This is a genomic window from Nonomuraea sp. MG754425, from assembly GCF_021699195.1.
GTDB lineage: Bacteria > Actinomycetota > Actinomycetes > Streptosporangiales > Streptosporangiaceae > Nonomuraea.
Map to the genome: position 1 here is coordinate 1 of NZ_SSXE01000258.1, position 19,591 is coordinate 19,591.

Genomic DNA, 19,591 nt, shown 5'->3' on the forward strand with positions numbered 1-19,591 from the left:
GGTGGGAAGGGGTCAAGGGGATTGCCGGGCGCGTAGGGCGCGGGGGGAGGCGCCGAGTTCGCGGTGGCAGGCCTTGTTGAACGCCTGTAGGTCCGGGATGCCCACGGCGGCCGCGATCGCGGGGATGGCCTGCGTCGACTCGCGCAGCAGGTGCAACGCCCGGGACATGCGGCGGCGGCGGATGTAGCCGACGACGGTGTCACCGGTGTGGGCCCGGAACAGCCGGGTGAGGTGGTTGTGCGAGACCCCGGCCGCCCGCGCGATCGCCGGCACGGTGAACGGCGCCGCCAGGTCCGCCTCGATGCGTTCCATGGCCGCGGCCACCACGGCGTGCGGGCTGCCGGCCACGGGCAGGCTCGCCACCCGCCAGAGCACCGACCACACCTCGGCCGACGCCCTGGCCGGGGTGCCGGGGACGGCGGCGACGGCCTGGCGCAGCGCGACGCCGAGGCCGGGCGCCTGGTCACCGGCGTCCCGCATGACCGGCACGGTGCGCGGGTCGCCACCGCCGGGCAGGCGGAAGTGCGCGTACAGGTGCTCCGAGCGGCCCCGGTAGTGAAAGTGCGCCTCGGCGCCGGGCGGGATCAGGCTGACGTGCCCGGGGGCGATGGCGTGCGGGGTGCCCTCGACGACGAGTTCGGCGGCGTAGTCGTACAGGTGGAGCTGCCACAGGTCGGGCAGGCGGAACACGTCGTGGGGGCCGTCCACGCCGTGCACCGCCACGCCCGCCCAGGCCACCTCGGGCGGTTCGGCGAGCGCGATCGTGACGTGACGCACGTCGTCTGTCTACACCAGCGAGGGAGAATCGACCAGTAGTGGGGGATTACAACCCACGACAGGGCGGGTGTCCGCTTCTAGCGTCGAGGCATGGAAACCACTCTGCTCTCCTCCGTACGGGTGGCCGGCTTCGTGGCGGCCGGCTACCTGCGTCTGGACGCGGTCGTGCCGGACGAGCTCAACGAGCGGGCGATCGACGTCCTGGAGGCGGGGATCCCCCGCGCGCCGTACGGGACCCCGGTCCGCACGGCGTTCCCCGGCGGGTCGTTCGCCCGCCGCCTGATCGAGGTGCCGGCGGTCGCCGGGGCGCTGCGGTCGCTGGTGGGGCCGGACCCGCTCGTGGACCACCACGCCGTGCACATCCGCGAGCCGCGCAACGGCCACGCCCAGCCGCTGCACGCCGACGCCATCATCGACACCCGCGCCGACGCCTTCGACGTGCAGCTCATGTACTACCCGCACGAGGTGAGCGCGGACATGGGCGGCACCCTGGTGGTGCCGGGCAGCCACCTGCGCCGGGTCAACGAGAGCGACACCGGCCGCTACCAGAACCTGCGCGGCCAGACCCGGCTGACCTGCCCGGCCGGGACGGTGATGCTGCTGCACCACGGCATCTGGCACGGCGGCCGGCGCAACGACAGCGACGTGCGCCGGTACATGTTCAAGATCCGCTTCAACCCGACCGTGCCACAGGTACGCCTGTGGGACACCTCCGACCTGGCGGACCCGGCCGTCCTCGACGAGTTGGGCCGGCGTTTCCCCTGGTACGAGCAGGCGACCGGACGGCTGGAGATCCACAACCGGGCGCTCATGTGGCGGGCGATGACCGCCGACGCCTCGTTCGACGTCGACTACTGGGCCACGCGCGTGACCAACCGCCCGGGGAGGGCCGCATGAAGCAGCAGGTGCTCGTTCTCTACCTGGCCACCTCCGCCCTGGACGCGCCGGTGGTGGGCTGGTCGCGCTACGACGGGACCGGGGCCACGAACCCGACGGCGGGCGACGGGGACGAGCCGCCGTACGAGACCGGTGTGGACGCCCTGCGCGACGGATGGCGGCTGTTCCAGGCGGCGCAGCTCATCCCGCCGTACCCGGGGCACGAGTACGACACCTCGTTCCTGAAGCACGAGTTCTTCTTCGAGAAACTCTCCTGACCGCCGCACCTGTCCTGCGGCCCGGCGGGGACCCCTCAGGAGGAGGCCCCGCCGTACCGCCAGACGAACTCCAGCCACGGCGGGGCCACCGCCGAGAAGTGCCCCCAACTGCCCGGTTCCGCGCCGGAGTGGTCGCCGCGGACCTCGGACAGGTGCGTCAGCGTGAAGCCCTCGCCGATCAGGCCGTTGACGATCCGGCTCAGCGTCTGCCGGTACTCGCGGGGCTCGCTGATGCGGTGGCCCGCCGAGGTCCGGTCGTAGACCCAGTCCTGGTCGGGATAGCTGGTCGCGGCCCCGTCGGTGTAGGGCAGGCTCACCGGGTAGCCCTCGCCGTTCCACGACGCGTGGGTGAGCCCGGAGAAGAACGGGTTGGCGCACATCAGGTAGTAGTGGCCGCCCTCGCCGACGACCCGCGCGACCTGCCGGAAGACGACCCGGGCGTCGGGGACGAAGGTCAGCGAGTACGGATGCCAGACCAGGTCGAACGACGACTCGTCGAGGGCCGACAGGTCCCGCATGTCGCCCTGGACCGTACGGACGGAGACGCCGTAGTGCTCGGCGGCCGTGCGGTCGCGCCGCAACTGCCCGGCCGACAGGTCGAGCACGGTCACCTCGGCTCCGAGCAGGGCGAAGGCCGCGGACTGCTGGCCGCCCCCGCCCGCCAGGCAGAGCACCCGGCGGCCCGCCACGTCGCCGGGCACCCCCAGTTCCGCCAGGCCGAGGTAGGCCCGGGCCCTCTCCTCGTCGAGGTCGAGCATGGGGCGGGTGAACAACGCCTCCGCCTCCACCAGGGCTTCCCACCGTTCCTCGTTGTAGTGGTAGACCTCGTCGTGCACCGCCACCCCTTGTCCGTCGTCCGGACATTATCGGGCGGTGGTATGCCCGAGGTATACCCGGTGTCAGACGACGGAGCCGTAGCGGGGCTTGCCCTCCCACGTGTAGGTCAGGTAGACGACGCCGGCGTCGGTGGTGCTGGAGCCGGTGAGCTTCAGCTCCGCGGGCGTCGCGCCCGCCCCGAACAGCCGCTTGCCCTCCCCGAGGACGACGGGGAAGACCAGCAGGTGGTACTCGTCGACCAGTTCGGCGCTCTGCAGGGTGCGGATCAGGTCGCTGCTGCCCTGGACGAGGATCGTGCCCTCGGTGCGCCGCTTGAGCTCGGCGACCGTCTCGGCGGCCTCGCCCGCCAGGACCTCGCTGTTGCGCCAGGACGCCTCGAACGGGGTCCGCGTGGTGACGTACTTCGTCATGCCGTTGATCTTGGCCCCGCCCTCCTCGTCCGGCACGTCGGGCCAGTGCGAGCTGAGCGTGTCGTACGAGCTGCGCCCCAGGAGCAGGGCGTCGGCCCGGTCGAGCAACGGGCCCATGATGCGGTTGAAACCCTCGTCCACGTGCGGGGGCAGCCAGCCGCCGTGCGGGAAGCCGTTCGAGTCGTCCTCACCGACCCCGCCGGGGCCCTGCATGACGCCGTCCAGGGTGACAAAGGTGCCCACCAGCAGTCTGCTCGCCATTTCGCCTGTCTCCTTCATCGGGTCGGCGGACGCGTTGCGCCGTCCGCCTGTGTCCCACAGCCTGGCGGGGCCCGCCTACGGAATTCTTCAGACTCGCCTACGGTGCCCTTTCCGCTCCCCGTGCACGGCCGGGCGCCTGACCGGCCGCGCCAGGGCCGGCGTCCCGGTGCTCCGGCTGCGGCCGGGCGCCGGCAGGTCACTGCGAAAGGCGAAAAAGCCGCTCCCCTATCGACATATGATCGTTTCCTGTGCTTTGCCCGAATGTCCGGAAGGCCCCGATGACCTACCACCTCAGCCGGCGCTCGGCCCTGCTGGGCACCACGGCCGTGGCGGGCCTCGCCGCCTGGGAGCGACCGGCCGAGGCGATCGGCTCGGCCGCGTTCGACGCCGCGCGCGAACGGTGGGTGAGCCTGCTGGCCGGCGGGTCGTACGACGCCGCCTACGCCGACCGGACGCGGGCGGTCGAGGGCTCGGCCAACGCGGTGCTGCGCAAGCTGAGCCCGGCCCCGGGACGTCCGAGCCTGTGGCCGGACCTGCCGCTGGGCGACCCCCGTACGGGCAACTTCAACCGCGCCTACAACCGCATGCGCACCCTGGCGCTCGGCTGGGCCACGCCGGGCACCGCCATGCACCGGGACGGGCGGGTCGCCGAGACCGCCGCCGAAGCGCTGGACTTCCTGTACGAGCACGCCTACCACGAGGGGCTCGACCGGCGCGGCAGCAACTGGTTCTGGTGGGAGATCGGCGTGCCCCGCGCGCTGACCGACACCTGCGCCCTGCTGTACGACGGCCTGCCCCCGGACCGTCTCAAGCGCTGGCTGCGCCCGCTGCGCCGCTGGTGCCCTGACCCGGAGCGGCGGATCAGCCATCCCGGCGTGGTCGAGACCGGCGCCAATCGGGCGAGCAAGGCCATGGCGGTGGCGATGCGCGGGCTGCTCACGCACGACGCGCGGCTCGTCAGGCGGGCCAAGAGCGCGGTCTCCGACCTGCTGCGGACGACCCGGGGCCCCGGCGACGGCTTCTACCGGGACGGCTCGTTCATCCAGCACGACGTGTTCCCCTACACCGGCAGCTACGGCGTGGACTACCTGGAGAGCGTGGCCAAGCTGATCGTCATGCTCGCCCGCTCGCCGTGGGAGATCTCCGGCGTCGGGAAGGTCTACGACATCGTGGACCGCTCGTTCACGCCGTTCATCTTCGACGGGCTGATGATGGACTGCGTGCGCGGCCGGGCCGTCTCGCGCCAGGGCCACCGCGACTACCACTCGGGGCAGAAGGCGGTCGAGGCCGTCCTCACCCTGTTGGAGGCGGCCCCCGAGCGCCATGCCCGGCGCTGGCGGCCCCTGGTCAAGGGCTGGCTGACCCGCAACCAGGCCGTCCCCTACGCCACGCTGGCGCCGCTGGCGAGCGTGGCGCGCGCCGAGGCCCTGCTGCGGGACGCCTCGGTGCCGGTCGGCCCGCGCACGACGGGCACGTACGTGTTCGCCGACATGGACCGGGTGGTGCACCGCCGTCCTGCCTGGGCCTTCGCGATCGCGATGAGTTCGGAGCGGATCGGCGCGGCCGAGGCGATGAACCGGGAGAACCTGCACGGCTGGTACACCGGCGACGGCATGACCTACCTCTACACCGACGACCTCACCCACTGGAACGACGACCTGTGGCCGACGATCGACCCGTACCGGCTGCCGGGCACGACTGTCGACACCCGCAGGCGCGCCGACCTGCGGCACGGTGGGCGACGCCTGCCGCCCACCCCGTGGGCGGGCGGCGTGGCGCTCGACGGCGAGTACGGCGCGGCGGCCATGAAGCTGATCGCCGGCGGCTCCTCGCTGCGGGCCAAGAAGGCGTGGTTCCTGCTCGACGACGCGGTGATCGCCCTCGGCACCGGCATCGCCGCCTCCGACGGCCGCCGCGTCGAGACCGTCGTGGAGAACCGCAACACCCATGCCGGGCATCCGCCGCTGTCCCGGGGCGACGGCTGGGTGCACCTGTCGGGCGTGGCCGGCTACGCGCTGCTGGACGGCGCCGACCCGAAGGTGCTGCGCGAGCAGCGCACCGGCCGCTGGCGCGACATCGACAAGGGCGCCACCACGGGCGGCGACGGCACCCCCGTGAGCAGGCACTACACCACGATCCTGATCGACCACGGCGTCGATCCGCGCAAGGCGCGCTACGCCTACGCCGTGCTGCCGGGCGCCTCGGCCGCGCAGACCGCGGCCTACGGCGGGCAGGTCGAGGTGCTCGCCAACTCCGGTTCGGTGCAGGCCATCTCGCGCGGCTGCCTGCTCGCCGCCGTCTTCTGGCGCGCGGGGACGGTGCGGACCGAGGACGGGCCGCTGTCGGCCGACGGCCCGTGCACGCTGCTGCTGCGCCGCGACGGGGAGCAGGTCCGGCTCGCGGTCTCCGACCCGTCCAGGACCGCCGACGAGGTGAAGATCACGCTGCCCTGGGCGGTGAAGTCCGTCAAGGACGGTGACCGCGGCGTGCGCAGGGCGAAGAAGGCGGTCAAGGTGGAGGTGGGCGGCAGCCGCGGGCACGCCCGTACCGCGGTGGTGCGCGTCCGGGCACCGGAGCCCGTCCGCACTCCCCCGCCGCAGTTCAGCGTGACAGCGCGTAGGAGCTGAGGCTCCCGCTGCGGAGCCGGCCGGCCATCGACTCGGCGATCTCCCCCACCCGGACCGCGGTGTTGGACAGCAGCGTGGAGGTCAGGCCGTGGGTGTGCTCGCTCGCGCCCTGCACGTAGATGCCGCAGCGCATCGCCCGCGCGGTGACGATCCGGTAGTCGCGGTCCAGGCGCACGCCGCCGCCGGGCAGTCGTTCGCAGTACGGGCCGGCCTCGCCGAGCAGGGTGAGCGGGTCGGCCGGCCGGTAGCCGGTCGCGTAGACCATGACGTCGGCCTCCAGCACGGTGCGCTCGCCGGTGGGCAGGAACTCGACGGTGGCCCGCAGGCCGTTGGCGTCCCGCTCGACGTCGGCCAGCCGTGAGGCGTTGAAGATGCGCAGCCGCTCCTTGCCCTGCACCTTCTCCTGGTAGTGGCGGCGGTACAGCTCGTCGATCAGCTCCAGGTCCACCACGGAGTAGTTGGTGGAGGCGTGGTAGGCGAGCAGCCGGGTCTTCACCTCGTCGGGGGCGGAGTAGAAGTGGTCGACCGCCGTCGAGTCGAAGATGCGGTTGGCGAAGGAGCTGTCGTCCGCCGGGGTGTAGCCGTACTTGGCGAAGACGGCGCACACCTCGGCCCCGGGGAAGGCGCTGTGCAGGTGCTCGGCGGCCTCGGCCGCGCTCTGCCCCGCCCCGACCACCACGAACCTGCGCGGGTCACGCACCCCGGGCAGCTTGTCGAGCAGTTCCTCGCTGTGCCAGACTCGCTCGTCGCTCACCATGCCGTCGGGGAGCACCGGTTCGAGCCCGGCGGCGAGCACCAGGTTGCGCCCGCGGCGGGTGATCAGCGTGCCGTCGCCCTGCCGGACGACGACGTCCAGGAACTCGATCGTCCCGCCCGTCTCGACCGGGGTGACGGCGATCACTTCCGAGCCGTACTCCACCTGGTCGGAGAAACGGCCGGCGGCCCATTCGAGATAGTCGTGGAATTCCAGCCGCGACGGAAACATCGTTTTGTGGTTGATGAAGTCCAGCAATCGGCCCTTGTCGCGCAGATAGCACAGAAAGCTGAATTCGCTGGTCGGATTCCGCATGGTGACCAGGTCTTTCAGAAACGACACCTGCATGGTCGCGCCTTCCAGCAGCATGCCCCGGTGCCATCCGAAGGCGGGCTGTTTCTCCAGGAAAACGGCGTCGAAGAGGTCGTCCGTCCGCGCCTGGCGCTCGCGCAGCGCTATCGCCAGGGCGAGGTTGGACGGCCCGAAGCCGATGCCTATGAGGTCGTGGACGTGCTGCGCCGCAGAGGACATGGATGCCTTTCCGCCGGTATGGAACGGGAGTGGAGACATTGCCAAAATTAGGTTAGCCTGGCCTAATTAAGGCGAGCCTAACCTAATTCGATCCCCTCGACAAGGAGGCACCATGCGGGTCGTGATGTTCGGGTACCAAACCTGGGGTCATCGCACGCTCCAGGCACTTCTGGATTCCGCGCACGAGGTCGTCCTGGTGGTGACCCATCCCAGGAGCGAGCACGCCTACGAGAGGATCTGGAGCGACTCGGTGGCCGACCTGGCCGAGGCGCACGGCGTACCGGTGCTGCTGCGCAACCGTCCCGACGACGAGGAACTGATGGCCCGGCTCAAGGAGGCCGAGCCGGACCTGCTCGTCGCGAACAACTGGCGCACCTGGATCCCGCCGGAGATCTTCGGCCTGCCCCGGCACGGCACCCTCAACGTGCACGACTCGCTGCTGCCCGCCTACGCCGGCTTCTCCCCGCTGATCTGGGCGCTGATCAACGGCGAGAAGGAGGTGGGGGTCACCGCCCACATGATGAACGACGAACTGGACGCCGGCGACATCGTCGTGCAGCGCGCCGTGCCCGTCGGCCCCGCGGACACCGCCACCGACCTGTTCCACCGCACGGTCGATCTCATCGCGCCGATCGTCACCGAGGCGCTCGACCTCATCGACTCGGGGCGGACCGCCTGGACGCCGCAGGACCGCTCGAAGGCCAGCTTCTTCCACAAGCGCTCGGTCGAGGACAGCAACATCGACTGGAGCTGGCCCGCCGGGGACATCGAACGGCTGATCCGCGCCCAGTCCGACCCGTACCCGAACGCCTTCACGCACTACCGGGGGCAGCGCGTCCGGGTGCTGCGGGCCTCGGTGTCCGAGGGCGTCTACGGCGGCACGCCCGGCCGGGTCTTCATCCGGGAGGGCGACGGCGTGGTCATCGTCGCGGGGTCCGAGGCGCGCAAGGGCCGCAGCCACGGGCTGGTCATCGAACGCGTACGCACGGAGGACGGCACGGACCTGCCCGCCACCGAACTGTTCCGGAGCATGGGGGGCTACCTCACCCGCCATCCGTGACCCGCGCACGCCGCCTCCCCGAGGCCGTCGTCCTAACAGGGCGGCGGCCCGGCGGCCGGGCCGGCGTCCGCCAGCGCCCAGGCGACGTCCCTGAGCAGGGCGTGCCGCCAGCCGGCCCGGTCGTGGCCCGAGGCCGAGCGCGAGACGCGCACGGTGGCGCCGGCCCGCTCGGCCAGGGTCTCGACCAGCTCGCAGTGCGGCAGCATCCGGCTCTCGTGCTCCCCCACGTCGAACGCGATCCGCAGCCCGGCCAGGTCGGCGCCCGCGCGCAGCCGCGCGGCGATCGCGCCGCCGGCCGCCCCGCCCATGGGGTCGGCCAGGTCCGCGACGCCGGGCGCCCACCAGAACGACGCGGACTGGCAGGCGAGGCCGGAGATCAGCCCGGGGAACTCCAGCGCCGCGTACATCGCGCTCAGCCCGCCGAGGCTCTGCCCGGCCACCACCAGCCGGTCCCGCCCGGCGGGCACGCCGCTGTCGGCCACCAGCGGGAGCAGTTCGTCCCTGATGGCCTCCCACAGCTCGGGACGGCAGGCGAACTCGGCCTCCCGGTCGCGCACCGGCACGAAGACGAGCGTGACGGGTGGCAGGTCGCCGCAGGCGACGGCCGAGTCGAAGGCGGCCATGGCCGGGTGCAGGTGCAGCCAGTCGTCGCCGTCGAGCAGCAGGACGGCCGGCCCGCCGCCGCCCGCCGGGTGCACGCGCACGGTGCGCCGCCCGCCGAGCCGCTCGCTGGCCCAGCGCACCCGGACGCGCGGCAGGGGCAGGACGTCGGCCGCGCCGACGGCGGGCCAGTGCGGCTGGGCGGGGGCGTCCGGGGTGGCGGCGATGGACCGGTCGCCGCCCGCGCCCACCGGGTTGAGCGGGTCGGCGTAGGCGGCCTCGCCGGCGCGGAAGCGGTAGGTGACCCGCAGCCGCGCCGGCATCGCCACCTCGGCGTACCAGCAGTCGCTGCCGCCCCACTGGCGCAGGGGCACCGGCTCCGACCAGCTCTCGAAGTCGATACCGGCCTCCTGCCCACGCCACAGGAACAGCGTGAGCCAGCCGCCGTCCCCGTCGGGGACCGAGGCGGGCGTCGCCGCCGCCGCCCAGAACTCCTCGGTGCCCGGTTCCCCCGGACACCCGAACCTGGCGAAGGTGTCGTCCATACGCAGTCCCGTCCGTCACTACCGTCGGCCAGCAACTAAGGATAGCTTTACCTAAATTAATGATCGAGAGGGCGGGGACGAACGCCGGCATGGGCACGACTGTGGACAGACCTCCCGCCCCCGGGGCCGCGCGGAGCCGGCGGCGACTGGTGGCGGGAGTGGGCACGCTGGCGGTGCTCCTCGTGGTGGCGGCGGCGCTCTCGCTGGCCGTCGGCGCGCGGGCGCTGAGCCTCGCGGAGGTGTGGCACGGGCTGTTCGGGACACCGGACGCCGACCAGCGGCTCAGCGAGTTCGCGCTCATCGTGCGGACCGTGCGGGTGCCCAGGACCGTGCTCGCGATCGTGGCGGGGGTCGCGCTGGGGGCCGGCGGGGCGCTGATCCAGGGACTGACCCGCAACCCGATCGCCGACACGGGGCTGCTGGGGGTGAACGCCGGGGCCTCGTTCGCCGTGGTGACGGTGATCGTGCTGTTCGGGCTGGCCAACCCGGTCCAGTACGTCTGGTTCGCCTTCCTCGGGGCGGGCGCCGCCGGGGTCGTGGTCTTCGGGCTGGCCAGCCTCGGCAACGGCGCGGGCAGCCCGCTGACGCTCGCCCTGGCCGGCCAGGGGGTCGCGGTGTTCCTGGCGGCGATGACCACGGCCATCTCGCTGACGGACCAGGCCTCCCTCAACGCGCTGCGCTTCTGGAACGCGGGGTCCGTGGCCGGCGTCGGATTCGACGTCATCTGGCCGGTCACGGTCTTCATCGCGGCCGGGCTGGTCCTGGCGCTGGCCACGCTGCCCGCCGTCAACCTGCTCAACCTGGGCGACGACGTGGCCCGAGGGCTGGGCGTGAACATCGCGCTGAGCAGGACCGTGGGCGTGGTCGCCATCACGGTGCTGGCGGGCGCGGCGACGGCGGCGTGCGGGCCCATCGCCTTCCTCGGTCTCATGGTGGCCCACGTGGCCCGGTACCTCACCGGGCCCGACTATCGCTGGCTGGTGCCGTACGCGGGGCTGCTCGGCGCGGTCGTCCTGCTCGCCTGCGACGTCGCGGGGCGTGTGGTGACGCGGCCGGGCGAGTTGCCCGCGGGGGTCGTCGTCGCCCTCGCCGGAGCCCCGTTCTTCGCGGTGCTGGTGTGGCGCGGAAGGTTCAGGAGCGCATGAGCGGGACAGCGGTACGGCGGACGGTGACCCCGGGCATACGGCTCGGCGGCGCGTCGTTCGTGTGGCGGCCCTGGTTGCTGGGGGTCACGCTGCTGCTGGCGGCGGCCGTCTTCCTGGTGTTCTGCCTGTCTGTCGGCGTCGGGGACTTCCCCATCGGCCTGCCCCAGGTGATCGCCACGATCTTCGGCCGGGGCGAGCGGGTGGACGAGTTCGTGATCATGGATCTGCGGATGCCGCGCGCCCTGGCCGGGCTGGTGGTGGGGGTCGCGCTGGGGGTGTCGGGGGCGATCACCCAGTCCGTCGCGCGCAACCCGCTGGCCAGCCCGGACGTGCTGGGGGTCACCGGCGGGGCGGGCGCGGTCTCGGTGTTCCTGGTGACGGCCTCGGGCGGGACCGCCGCGGCGATCACCGGCTCCGTGGGCCTGCCGGCGGCGGCGCTCGCGGGCGGGCTCGGCACCGGCCTGCTGGTCTACCTCATGGCCTGGCGGCGCGGGATCGAGGGGCTCCGGCTCGTCCTCATCGGCATCTCGGTGAGCGCCGTGATGGAGGCGATCATCACCTGGCTGCTGGTCACGGCCGACATCCGGGACGTCGCCCGCGCCCAGGCGTGGCTGATCGGCTCGCTGGACAGCCGGACGTGGGACGAGGTCTCCGCTGCGCTGTGGTGCGCGCTGCCGCTCCTGGCCGCCGTCGCCTACCTCGCCTTCCCTCTGCGGCCGATGCACTTCGGCGACCAGGTCGCGGCGGGTCTGGGTGGTGGCGCCGCAGGTGGCGATGCGCCTGGCGCGGCACGCGACACCGCCGCTGGCGGCCTCCGGGCTGACCGGTGCGCTGCTGCTGATCGGCGCGGACCTGGTGGCCCGCACGGCGCTGCCGGTCTCCCTTCCGGTCGGCGTGGTCACCGCCGCGATCGGCGGCCCGTTCCTCGTCTACCTGCTGGTACGGGCGAACCTCAGGCGGGCGGCCTGACCGCGATCAGTAAGGTTAGCCTAACCTAATCTCAGCGTGTTACGGTTTGCCTGGCGCCAGTCGATGTTTGCCACGGACATAAGGGATTTCCGGATGTTTCTCCAAGGAATGACAGTTGCGAAGACCGCGCGGCGGTTAGTGGCGGCGCTGTCCGCCGCGATCCTGCTCGCGGGATGCGGTTCCGGCCCCGAGCCGCAGCCGCGGGCCGAGAGCGCGGCCACCCCCGCGGGCGGCGCGTTCCCGGTCACCGTGGAGCACGCGTTCGGGTCCACGGTGGTCGCCGCGGCCCCCCAGCGGGTCGTCTCGGTCGGCTACACCGACGACCAGGCGATCCTGGCGTTCGGCGTCAAGCCGGTCGGCATGGTCGACCAGTACCCGAACCCGCCGGGCCAGAGCCCTGACGTCAACACCCAGTGGCCCTGGACGAAGGACCGGTGGGGCGAGACCCGCCCCGAGGTCATCATGACCAACGGCGACGCCGGCCCCAACTACGAGAAGATCGCCACGCTGCGGCCGGACCTGATCATCGCGGTCTACTCCGAGATCGACCAGGCCGCCTACGACCGGCTGTCCAAGATCGCTCCGACGGTCGGCCGCACCAAGACCGAGAAGGAGCCGTTCAGCGCGCCGTGGCAGGACAACGCCCTGCACATCGCGAAGGCCCTCGGCAAGGCGGACGAGGGCGCGACCCTGGTCAACGGCATCCAGGACAAGCTGGACGCGGCCCGCGCCGCCCACCCGGAGTTCGCCGGCCAGACCGCCGTCGCGGTGTCCTGGTACAAGAACTCGGTCGCCCCGTTCACCACCACCGACGTGCGCGGACGGCTGGTGACCGGCATCGGCTTCAAGGGCCGGACGGAGATCGACGAACTCGCGGGCGGCAGCTTCTACACCGTGCTGTCCCCCGAGCGCATCGACCTGATCGACGTCGACCGCATCTTCGTCATCGCCGACCAGGCCGACCAGACGGCGCTGAAGAAGTTCGAGCTGTTCGCCAACCTGCCCGCGGTCAAGAACGGCAAGGTGTCCTACCTGCTGGACAGCGAAGGGCCGGCGATCGGCGCGGCGATGTCGCAGGGCACGCTGCTGTCGCTGCCGTACGCGATCGACGAGCTCGTCAAGTCGGCCGGCCAGGGATGAGGCCCGGGAACGGGGCCCGTCCCCTGCCCGCCGCGGTCCGGATGTGAGCGGCGCCGACGTACGCGCCGCCCCGGCCGTCCTGCGCACCGCGACCGGACGCGAGGCGGCCCGCTGGGTCGCCGCGCACTGCCGCGACGCGCCCTGGCTGACGGCCGCCGCCGTGCTCACCACGGTGGCCGGAGCGGCGCTCGCGGTGCTGCCGGTTTTCCTGCTCGGTCAGGTGGTGGACGGGGTGGTCGCGGGCGAGCCGCAGGCGATCCTGGTCACCGTCGGGGTGCTGCTGGTGCTGGCCGCGCTGCTCGGCGCGGCGGCCACCGCGGCCTCGACGTACCTGATCGGGCGGCTGGGCGCGGAGTTGCTGGCGCGGCTGCGGGAGGGCGCGGTGCGGGCCGTGCTGGGCATGCCGAGCGCGCGCGTCGAGCAGGTCGGGCGCGGCGACGTGCTGTCCCGGGTCGGCGACGACGTCGCCGTGGTGTCCAAGGGCATCCGGCAGGCCGTCCCGACCGTGTTCTCCTCGGGGGTGCTGGTGGTGATCGCCACCGTGGGCATGTTCGGGCTGGACTGGCGGCTCGGGCTGGCGGGCGCGGGGGCGCTGCCCGCGTACGCGCTGGCCCTGCGCTGGTACCTGCCGCGCTCGGCGCCGCTCTACCGCGCGCAGCGCGAGGCCCAGGCCGACCGCGCGCAGGCGCTGATCAGCGGGCTGAACGGGATCGGCACCGTGCGGGCGTACCGGCTGGAGGGGGTCTTCCGCGAGCGGGTGGCCCGCGAGTCGTGGCGGGTGCGCGATCTCGGCGTCGAGGTGTTCCGCTTCTTCGGCCGGTTCGTCGGCCGGGAGAACCGCGCCGAGTTCATCGGGCTCGTGCTGATCATCGTCACCGGGTACGTGCTGCTGGAGGCCGGCGCGGTCACCCTGGGCGATGCCTCGGTGGCGCCGCTGCTGTTCCACCGGCTGTTCAACCCGCTCGGCTCCATCATGTTCACCTTCGACGAGGCGCAGAAGTCCGGCGCGAGCCTGACCCGGCTGGTCGGGGTGCTGGGCGAGGCCACGGAGGAGCGGCTGGTGGGCGGCGCGGCCGTCCCGCCCGCGGGCGCCGGGCCGTACGCGGTGCGGGTCGAGGGGCTGACGTTCGGCTACCCGGGCTCCGAGCAACCCGTCCTGCGCGAGGTGGACCTGGAGATCCCGGCGGGCGGCTCGCTCGCGCTGGTCGGGGCGACGGGCGCGGGCAAGTCGACGCTGGCGGCGCTGATCGCGGGCATCGGCACCCCGCAGGCCGGGTCGGTGCGCATCGGCTCGACCGACCTGGCCGGCCTGGACGAGGCCGGGGCGCGCGTCCTGGCGAGCATCCTGACGCAGGAGACGCACGTGTTCTCCGGCCCGCTCGCCGACGACCTGCGGCTGGCCGCCCCGGAGGCGACGGACGCCGAACTGATGGACGCGCTGCGCACGGTCGGCGCCGAGCCGTGGGTCACGGCGCTGCCCGGCGGGCTGGACACCGTGGTGGGCGAGGGCGGCGAGCGCCTGGACGGCACCAAGGCCGCCCAGCTCGCGCTGGCCCGGCTGGTGCTGGGCCGCTCGCCGGTGGTCGTGCTGGACGAGTCGACCGCGGAGGCCGGCAGCCAGGGCGCCGCCGAGCTGGAGCGGGCCGTGCTGGCGGCGTGCCGGGGCCGTACCGCGCTGTTCGTGGCGCACCGGCTGACCCAGGCGATGGCGGCCGACCGCATCGCCGTGCTGGACGCGGGACGCGTCGTGGAGCAGGGCACCCACGAGGAGCTGGTGGCCCTGGACGGCCGCTACGCACGGCTCTGGCGCGCCTGGCGCGAAGCTGACTAGACGATCAAAGTTAGGTTAGCCTAACCTCATTGACTGAAGGGATGGCTGAGTCTTCGATGAGGGAACCAAGCCCCCGTCTCGTGTCGCTCTCTTCCGCGCGCCTGGCCGGCCTGCGCCGGCGGACCGGCGAACCCGCCGGCAGGATCCTCGCCGAAGCGTGTGCCATCGGACTGGCGTACTGGGCGACGGGCCGCGGCCCCGACGGCCTCGACCTCACCCCCGGCACGCTCTTCACCGACGTGCTCGGCTGGGCCGGCGCCGGCGGACGCGGCGTCGCCGGCTGGGAGGTCACCGAGGACGACCGCGGCATCACCGTGCCCGAAGGCGTCGATGAGGCCGACGCGCAACTCGCGCTGGACGACCTGGCCGACTTCCCCGACCGGCCCCTCGGGACCGTCGGCCCGTCCGGTGTGGCGGCGCGGCTGGGGCAACTGGCCGGGTGGAACGACACCGACGCCGAGCGGGACCGTCCCACCATCGTCGAGATGTTCCGCGAGCAGGCGCGCGCCAGACCGGACGCGGTCGCCATCGTGGACGAGCACCGCACGCTCACCTACCGCGAGACCGCCACGCTGTCCCACCAGCTCGCCCACCACCTGATCGAGCGCGGGCTCGGCGCCGAGCAGGTCGTCGGCATCTCGCTGGAGCGCTCGGCCGACATGGTGATCGGCCTGCTGGCCGTGCTCATGGCGGGGGGCGCGTTCGTGCCGCTCGACCCGCGCTGGCCCGCCGCGCGCCGCGCGGTCGTCATCGCCGACGCCCGGCTCGTGGCGCAACTCAACCACACCGGCGAGCGCGAGGCGGGCGAGCCGGAGGCCGTGGCCGTGGACCTCGGGAACTGGCGCTTCGGCGACCACCCCGCCCAAGCGCCCGAGGTCGCCGTCCCCGGGGCCGCCCTGGCGTACGTGATCTTCACCTCCGGCTCGACCGGGCGGCCCAAGGGCGCGATGATCCGGCACGAGGCCATCAGCGAGCGGCTGCTGTGGCAGGCCGGCGAGATCCTGCGCTTCGGCCACGACGACGCCTCGCTGTTCAAGGCGCCGCTGTCGTTCGACATCTCCATCAACGAGATCTTCCTGCCGCTGGTGCGCGGCGGCCGGCTGGTCGTGCTGAAGCCGGGCGGCGAGCGCGACCCGCACCACCTGCTGGGCGTGATCGCCGAGCAGCGCGTCACGTTCACGTACCTGGTCTCGTCCATGCTGGACGTGCTGCTGGAGATCGCGGGCGAGTCCGGCCGGCTGGCCAGCCTGCGGCACGTGTGGTGCGGCGGCGAGGTGCTCACCCCCGAGCTGTACGAGCGCTTCCGCGCCCGGCTCGGCATCCCGCTCTACCACGGCTACGGCCCCGCCGAGACGACCATCGGCGTCTCGCACGTCATCTACCGCGGCGCGGCCGAACGCCTGTCCACCTCGATCGGCAAGGCCAACCCCAACACCCGGCTCTACGTGCTGGACGACGAGCTGCGCCCGGTCCCGGTCGGCGTCGGCGGCGAGCTGTACGTGGGCGGCTTCCTGCTCGGCCGCGGGTACGTCAACGCGCCCGGCCTGACCGCCTCCCGGTTCGTGGCCGACCCGTTCGCCGGCGACGGATCCCGGCTGTACCGGACCGGCGACCTCGCGCGCTTCGCCCCCGACGGGTCACTGGACTTCCTCGGCCGGGCCGACAACCAGATCAAGATCCGCGGGATGCGGCTGGAGATCGAGGACGTCGAGGCCGGCCTGGCCGAGCACCCCGGCGTCCGGCACTCCTGCGTCGTGGCGCGTAAGAACGCGGCCGGCGGCGCCTACCTGGTCGGGTACGTGATCCCGGCGGCCGGCAGCGAGGACCTGCGGCCGGACGACGTCAAGGCGTGGGCCACCGGGAACATGGTCGACTACATGGTGCCCGCGCACGTCGTCGTGCTGCGGGAGTTCCCGCTCACCGAGAACGGCAAGCTGGACCGGCGCGCGCTGCCCGAGCCGGTCGTCGAGGCGGGCCCGATCGTCGCGCCGTCCACCGATGACGAGCGGGCGGTGTGCGCGGCGGTGGCGTCGGTGCTGGGGCTGGACGAGGTCGGCGTCGACCAGAACTTCTTCAAGCTCGGCGGGGACAGCATCCTCGCGATCTCGCTGCTGAGCGCCCTGCGCGACGCGGGCCTCCACCTCACGGCGACGGAGATCTTCACCGGCGGCACCGTGGGGGCGCTGGCGGCGGCGGCCCGGCGCGGCGCGGCCACCGCCGTGGACCGCGGCGACGTCGCGACCGGCCCCGTCACCGGGTCGCCGATCGTGCGCTGGCTCGGCGAGACCACCGGCGCCATCGACGGCTTCGCGCAGTCGGTGGTGCTGAACACCCCGCCGGACCTGACCGCCGAAGCCCTCGACGACCTCCTCGCCGCCCTGCTCGCGCGGCACGACATGCTGCGCGCCCGGCTGGTGCGCGGCCACCGCTGGGGCTTCGACGTCCCCGAGCCCGGGGGGAGCGGCGCGCGGTGGCAGGAGAGCGACCTGCCGCTCGACGAGTGCGTCACGCTCGCCGTCGGCGGCCTCGACCCGGACGACGGTGTGATGCTGCGCGCCGTCTGGCGGCGCGCGAGCCGGCACCTGGTCGTGGCGGTCCACCACGTGGTCATCGACGGCGTGTCCTGGCGGGTCGTCATGGAGGACCTGGCCACCGCGTGGCGGCAGCGCGCCTCGGGCGCGCCGATCGAACTGCCGCCGGTGGGCACCTCGTTCCGGCGCTGGACGCAGGTGCTGGAACGGACCGCGTTCGACGCGGACCGCGGCCACTACCAGCGGCCCCTGCCAGGAGCCGACGGGCCGCTGGGCCGGCGTGCGCCGTCCGAGGCCGACACCGTCGCCCGCGAACGGGTACGGGTCGTCTCGGCCGGCCCCGCGACCACGGCCGCGCTGCTGGGCGAGCTGCCCGCGAAGTACCACACCGGCGTCAACGACGTGCTGCTGACCGCGCTCGCCGTCACCCTCGCCCGGTGGCGGCGCGACCTCGGGCAGGAGCAGACGTTCGCGCACGTCGAACTGGAGGGCCACGGGCGCGAGGGGCGGTTCGTGGCCGGCTCCGCCGGGTTCGAGCCGGAGCTGTCGCGGACCGTGGGCTGGTTCACCACGCTGTTCCCGGTGACCGTGGACCCCGGCGCGGCCGACGACTTCACCGACCCCGCGTACCTGTCCGCCGCGCTCAAGGCGGTCAAGGAGGACCTGGCCCGGGTGCCGGGCAACGGCCTGTCCTACGGCGTCCTGCGGCACCTGATCGGGCTCGGCTTCGACGCGCCCGCGCCGCAGGTGCTCTTCAACTACCTGGGCCGCTTCGACGCGGGCGCGTCCGGGGACTGGCAGCTCTCGGGAGCCACCGGGCAACTGGGCGAGCGGCGCGACCCGCGGATGCGGCTGCCGCGCGCCCTGGAGTTCAACGCCATCGCCGAACCCGGCCCGAGCGGCGCGTACGAGCTGGTCACCGCCATCTCGTGGCCCGAGGGCCGGTTCACCGACGAGGACGTGGCGACGCTCGGCGGCTACTTCCTGACGGCCCTGACCGGACTGGCGGAGCTGGCCGGAGCGGCGGGGCAGGCGGCCGGCCTGGGCGGCCACTCCCCCAGCGACTTCCGTCCGCTCGCCCTGACGCAGGCCGACGTGGACGACCTGGACGGCCCGGCGCTGCTCGACGTCCTGCCGCTGACCCCGCTGCAGGAGGGCCTGTACTTCCACTCGGTCTTCGACGACGACTCGGCGGGCAGCTACGTCGAGCAGCAGGTGCTCACCCTGGAGGGCGAGGTGGACGCCGGACGGCTGGCCGCCGCCGCCACCCGGCTGCTCACGCTGTACCCGAACCTGGCCGCGCGGTTCGTGGCGCTGGCCGACGGCCGGGTGGTCTCGGTGCTGGAGAGCGGCGTGGCCGCGCCGTTCAGCACGCTGGAGCGGCCCGGCATGACCGCCGAGGAGATCCGCGAGCACGCCGAACGGGACCGCCGCGCCGGATTCGACCTGGCCACCGGGCCGCTCATGCGGTACACGCTGATCCGCGCCGGGGCCGGGCGGAACGTCCTGGTGCAGACCGTGCACCACATCGTCGCCGACGGCTGGTCGGTGCCGGCGATGTTGCGGGCGCTGCTGGCCGAGTACCACGCGCCCGGGACGACGTACCCGCGCGGCGGCTTCCCCGAGTACGTGCGGTGGCTGGCCGGACAGGACGACGACGTGAGCGACCGGGTGTGGCGCGAGCAACTCGCGGGCCTGCCCGGCCCCTCGCTGGTCGCCGAGGGGCACACCGCGCCGGGCCGGTTCGCCGACACCGCCGTGCGGGCGGACGCCGGCCTCGACGCGGCCGTCCGGTCCGCGGGCGTGCCGCTGAGCGTCGCGGTGCACGCCGCCTGGGCGGCGACGCTGGGCGGCATCCTGCCCGGCTCGGACGTGGTCTTCGGCTCCACCGTGTCCGGGCGGGACGCGCAGGTGCCCGGCATCCAGGACATGGTGGGCCTGTTCATCAACACGATCCCCGTACGGGCCCGGTGGTCCGGCGGCACCACGGCGGGCGAACTGCTCGCCTCGGTGCGCGCGCACCAGAGCGCGGTGCTGCCGCACCAGCACGTGTCACTGTCCAGGATCGGCCGGCAGGCCGGCGGCGGGCCGCTGTTCGACACGCTGGTGGTGTTCGACGTCGCCACCGACGTTCGCGACCTGCGCCGGCCCGGCGACGACCTGGTCATCACCGGCGTCGCGAACGAGGGCGCACCGCACTACCCGCTGACGCTGGTGGTGGAGCGGGAACCGGACGGCCGGCCGCGCTTCAACCTCATCTTCGACGGCGGGCTGCTGCGCGAGCGGGGGGCCCGCGCGATCCTCGACGCGTTCACCCGCGTCCTGACCGGGCTGCTCACCCGGCCGGACGACCTCGTCGCCGACCTGCTCACCGGCCTGGTCACCGGCGGCGGCGTCGAACAGCTCGCCCAGGGTGGCC

The 19,591-nt window shown here is 73.3% G+C and carries 13 protein-coding genes and 1 pseudogene; 9 read left to right on the forward strand and 5 right to left on the reverse strand.

Going from position 1 to position 19,591, the window contains the following annotated elements:
- Positions 1 to 12: 12 nt before the first annotated feature.
- On the reverse strand, positions 13 to 777 hold the full coding sequence (locus FAF44_RS56185; RefSeq protein WP_237110204.1) for an AraC family transcriptional regulator: 765 nt from the start codon (positions 775 to 777) through the stop codon (positions 13 to 15).
- 90 nt (positions 778 to 867) lie between these two features.
- Here FAF44_RS56185 and FAF44_RS48305 point away from each other — a divergent pair, with 90 nt between their 5' ends.
- Positions 868 to 1,674, forward strand: a complete 807-nt coding sequence (locus FAF44_RS48305) for a phytanoyl-CoA dioxygenase family protein (protein ID WP_237110205.1) — start codon at positions 868 to 870, stop codon at positions 1,672 to 1,674.
- Complete coding sequence (locus FAF44_RS48310) at positions 1,671 to 1,931, forward strand: hypothetical protein (RefSeq protein ID WP_237110206.1); 261 nt, start codon at positions 1,671 to 1,673, stop codon at positions 1,929 to 1,931. The genes FAF44_RS48305 and FAF44_RS48310 overlap by 4 nt, the downstream gene beginning before the upstream one ends.
- A gap of 35 nt (positions 1,932 to 1,966) precedes the next feature.
- On the opposite strand, the gene FAF44_RS48315 is transcribed toward FAF44_RS48310, so the two are convergent.
- Together FAF44_RS48315 and FAF44_RS48320 are read right to left on the reverse strand one after the other, a co-directional pair.
- Positions 1,967 to 2,767, reverse strand: a complete 801-nt coding sequence (locus FAF44_RS48315) for a class I SAM-dependent methyltransferase (protein WP_237110207.1) — start codon at positions 2,765 to 2,767, stop codon at positions 1,967 to 1,969.
- Between the two features lie 63 nt (positions 2,768 to 2,830).
- Positions 2,831 to 3,439 carry a dihydrofolate reductase family protein gene (locus FAF44_RS48320; protein WP_237110208.1) on the reverse strand — a complete coding sequence of 203 codons (609 nt, stop codon included), beginning with the start codon at positions 3,437 to 3,439 and terminating at the stop codon, positions 2,831 to 2,833.
- 278 nt (positions 3,440 to 3,717) lie between these two features.
- Here FAF44_RS48320 and FAF44_RS48325 point away from each other — a divergent pair, with 278 nt between their 5' ends.
- Complete coding sequence (locus tag FAF44_RS48325; RefSeq protein WP_237110209.1) at positions 3,718 to 6,066, forward strand: polysaccharide lyase 8 family protein; 2,349 nt, start codon at positions 3,718 to 3,720, stop codon at positions 6,064 to 6,066.
- On the opposite strand, the gene FAF44_RS48330 is transcribed toward FAF44_RS48325, so the two are convergent.
- Positions 6,041 to 7,351, reverse strand: a complete 1,311-nt coding sequence (locus FAF44_RS48330) for a lysine N(6)-hydroxylase/L-ornithine N(5)-oxygenase family protein (RefSeq protein WP_237110210.1) — start codon at positions 7,349 to 7,351, stop codon at positions 6,041 to 6,043. The genes FAF44_RS48325 and FAF44_RS48330 overlap by 26 nt on opposite strands.
- Before the next feature lie 112 nt (positions 7,352 to 7,463).
- Here FAF44_RS48330 and FAF44_RS48335 point away from each other — a divergent pair, with 112 nt between their 5' ends.
- Positions 7,464 to 8,411, forward strand: a complete 948-nt coding sequence (locus tag FAF44_RS48335; RefSeq protein WP_237110211.1) for a methionyl-tRNA formyltransferase — start codon at positions 7,464 to 7,466, stop codon at positions 8,409 to 8,411.
- A gap of 32 nt (positions 8,412 to 8,443) precedes the next feature.
- On the opposite strand, the gene FAF44_RS48340 is transcribed toward FAF44_RS48335, so the two are convergent.
- Positions 8,444 to 9,556: an alpha/beta hydrolase-fold protein gene (locus FAF44_RS48340; RefSeq protein ID WP_237110212.1), complete on the reverse strand. Its 1,113-nt coding sequence runs from the start codon at positions 9,554 to 9,556 to the stop codon at positions 8,444 to 8,446.
- An 89-nt stretch (positions 9,557 to 9,645) separates the two neighbouring features.
- On the opposite strand from FAF44_RS48340, the gene FAF44_RS48345 reads away from it, so the two are divergent.
- The 5 genes and pseudogenes from FAF44_RS48345 to FAF44_RS48365 all read left to right on the forward strand — a co-directional run.
- Entirely contained in the window at positions 9,646 to 10,701 is a 1,056-nt protein-coding gene (locus FAF44_RS48345; protein WP_237110213.1) for an iron ABC transporter permease, read from the forward strand.
- Positions 10,698 to 11,670 (forward strand): annotated as a pseudogene (locus tag FAF44_RS48350) (FecCD family ABC transporter permease). Before FAF44_RS48345 ends, FAF44_RS48350 begins: the two are co-directional and overlap by 4 nt.
- Before the next feature lie 108 nt (positions 11,671 to 11,778).
- Positions 11,779 to 12,810, forward strand: coding sequence for an iron-siderophore ABC transporter substrate-binding protein (locus FAF44_RS48355; protein WP_237110214.1), 1,032 nt, complete (start codon positions 11,779 to 11,781; stop codon positions 12,808 to 12,810).
- 43 nt (positions 12,811 to 12,853) lie between these two features.
- Positions 12,854 to 14,641 (forward strand): ABC transporter ATP-binding protein, encoded by a 1,788-nt coding sequence (locus tag FAF44_RS48360; RefSeq protein WP_237110215.1) that lies wholly within the window; start codon positions 12,854 to 12,856, stop codon positions 14,639 to 14,641.
- 80 nt (positions 14,642 to 14,721) lie between these two features.
- A partial coding sequence (locus FAF44_RS48365; protein WP_237110216.1) for a non-ribosomal peptide synthetase occupies positions 14,722 to 19,591 on the forward strand: 4,870 nt, incomplete at its 3' end.

What these genes read in the sequence shown, in the direction of transcription:
- FAF44_RS48320 (WP_237110208.1), bottom strand. Translation starts at nt 3,439, where the DNA reads ATGGCGAGCAGACTGCTGGTGGGCACCTTTGTCACCCTGGACGGCGTC.
- FAF44_RS48325 (WP_237110209.1), top strand. Translation starts at nt 3,718, where the DNA reads ATGACCTACCACCTCAGCCGGCGCTCGGCCCTGCTGGGCACCACGGCC.
- FAF44_RS48310 (WP_237110206.1), top strand. Translation starts at nt 1,671, where the DNA reads ATGAAGCAGCAGGTGCTCGTTCTCTACCTGGCCACCTCCGCCCTGGAC.
- FAF44_RS48330 (WP_237110210.1), bottom strand. Translation starts at nt 7,351, where the DNA reads ATGTCCTCTGCGGCGCAGCACGTCCACGACCTCATAGGCATCGGCTTC.
- FAF44_RS48335 (WP_237110211.1), top strand. Translation starts at nt 7,464, where the DNA reads ATGCGGGTCGTGATGTTCGGGTACCAAACCTGGGGTCATCGCACGCTC.
- FAF44_RS48340 (WP_237110212.1), bottom strand. Translation starts at nt 9,556, where the DNA reads ATGGACGACACCTTCGCCAGGTTCGGGTGTCCGGGGGAACCGGGCACC.
- FAF44_RS48345 (WP_237110213.1), top strand. Translation starts at nt 9,646, where the DNA reads ATGGGCACGACTGTGGACAGACCTCCCGCCCCCGGGGCCGCGCGGAGC.
- FAF44_RS48305 (WP_237110205.1), top strand. Translation starts at nt 868, where the DNA reads ATGGAAACCACTCTGCTCTCCTCCGTACGGGTGGCCGGCTTCGTGGCG.
- FAF44_RS48355 (WP_237110214.1), top strand. Translation starts at nt 11,779, where the DNA reads ATGACAGTTGCGAAGACCGCGCGGCGGTTAGTGGCGGCGCTGTCCGCC.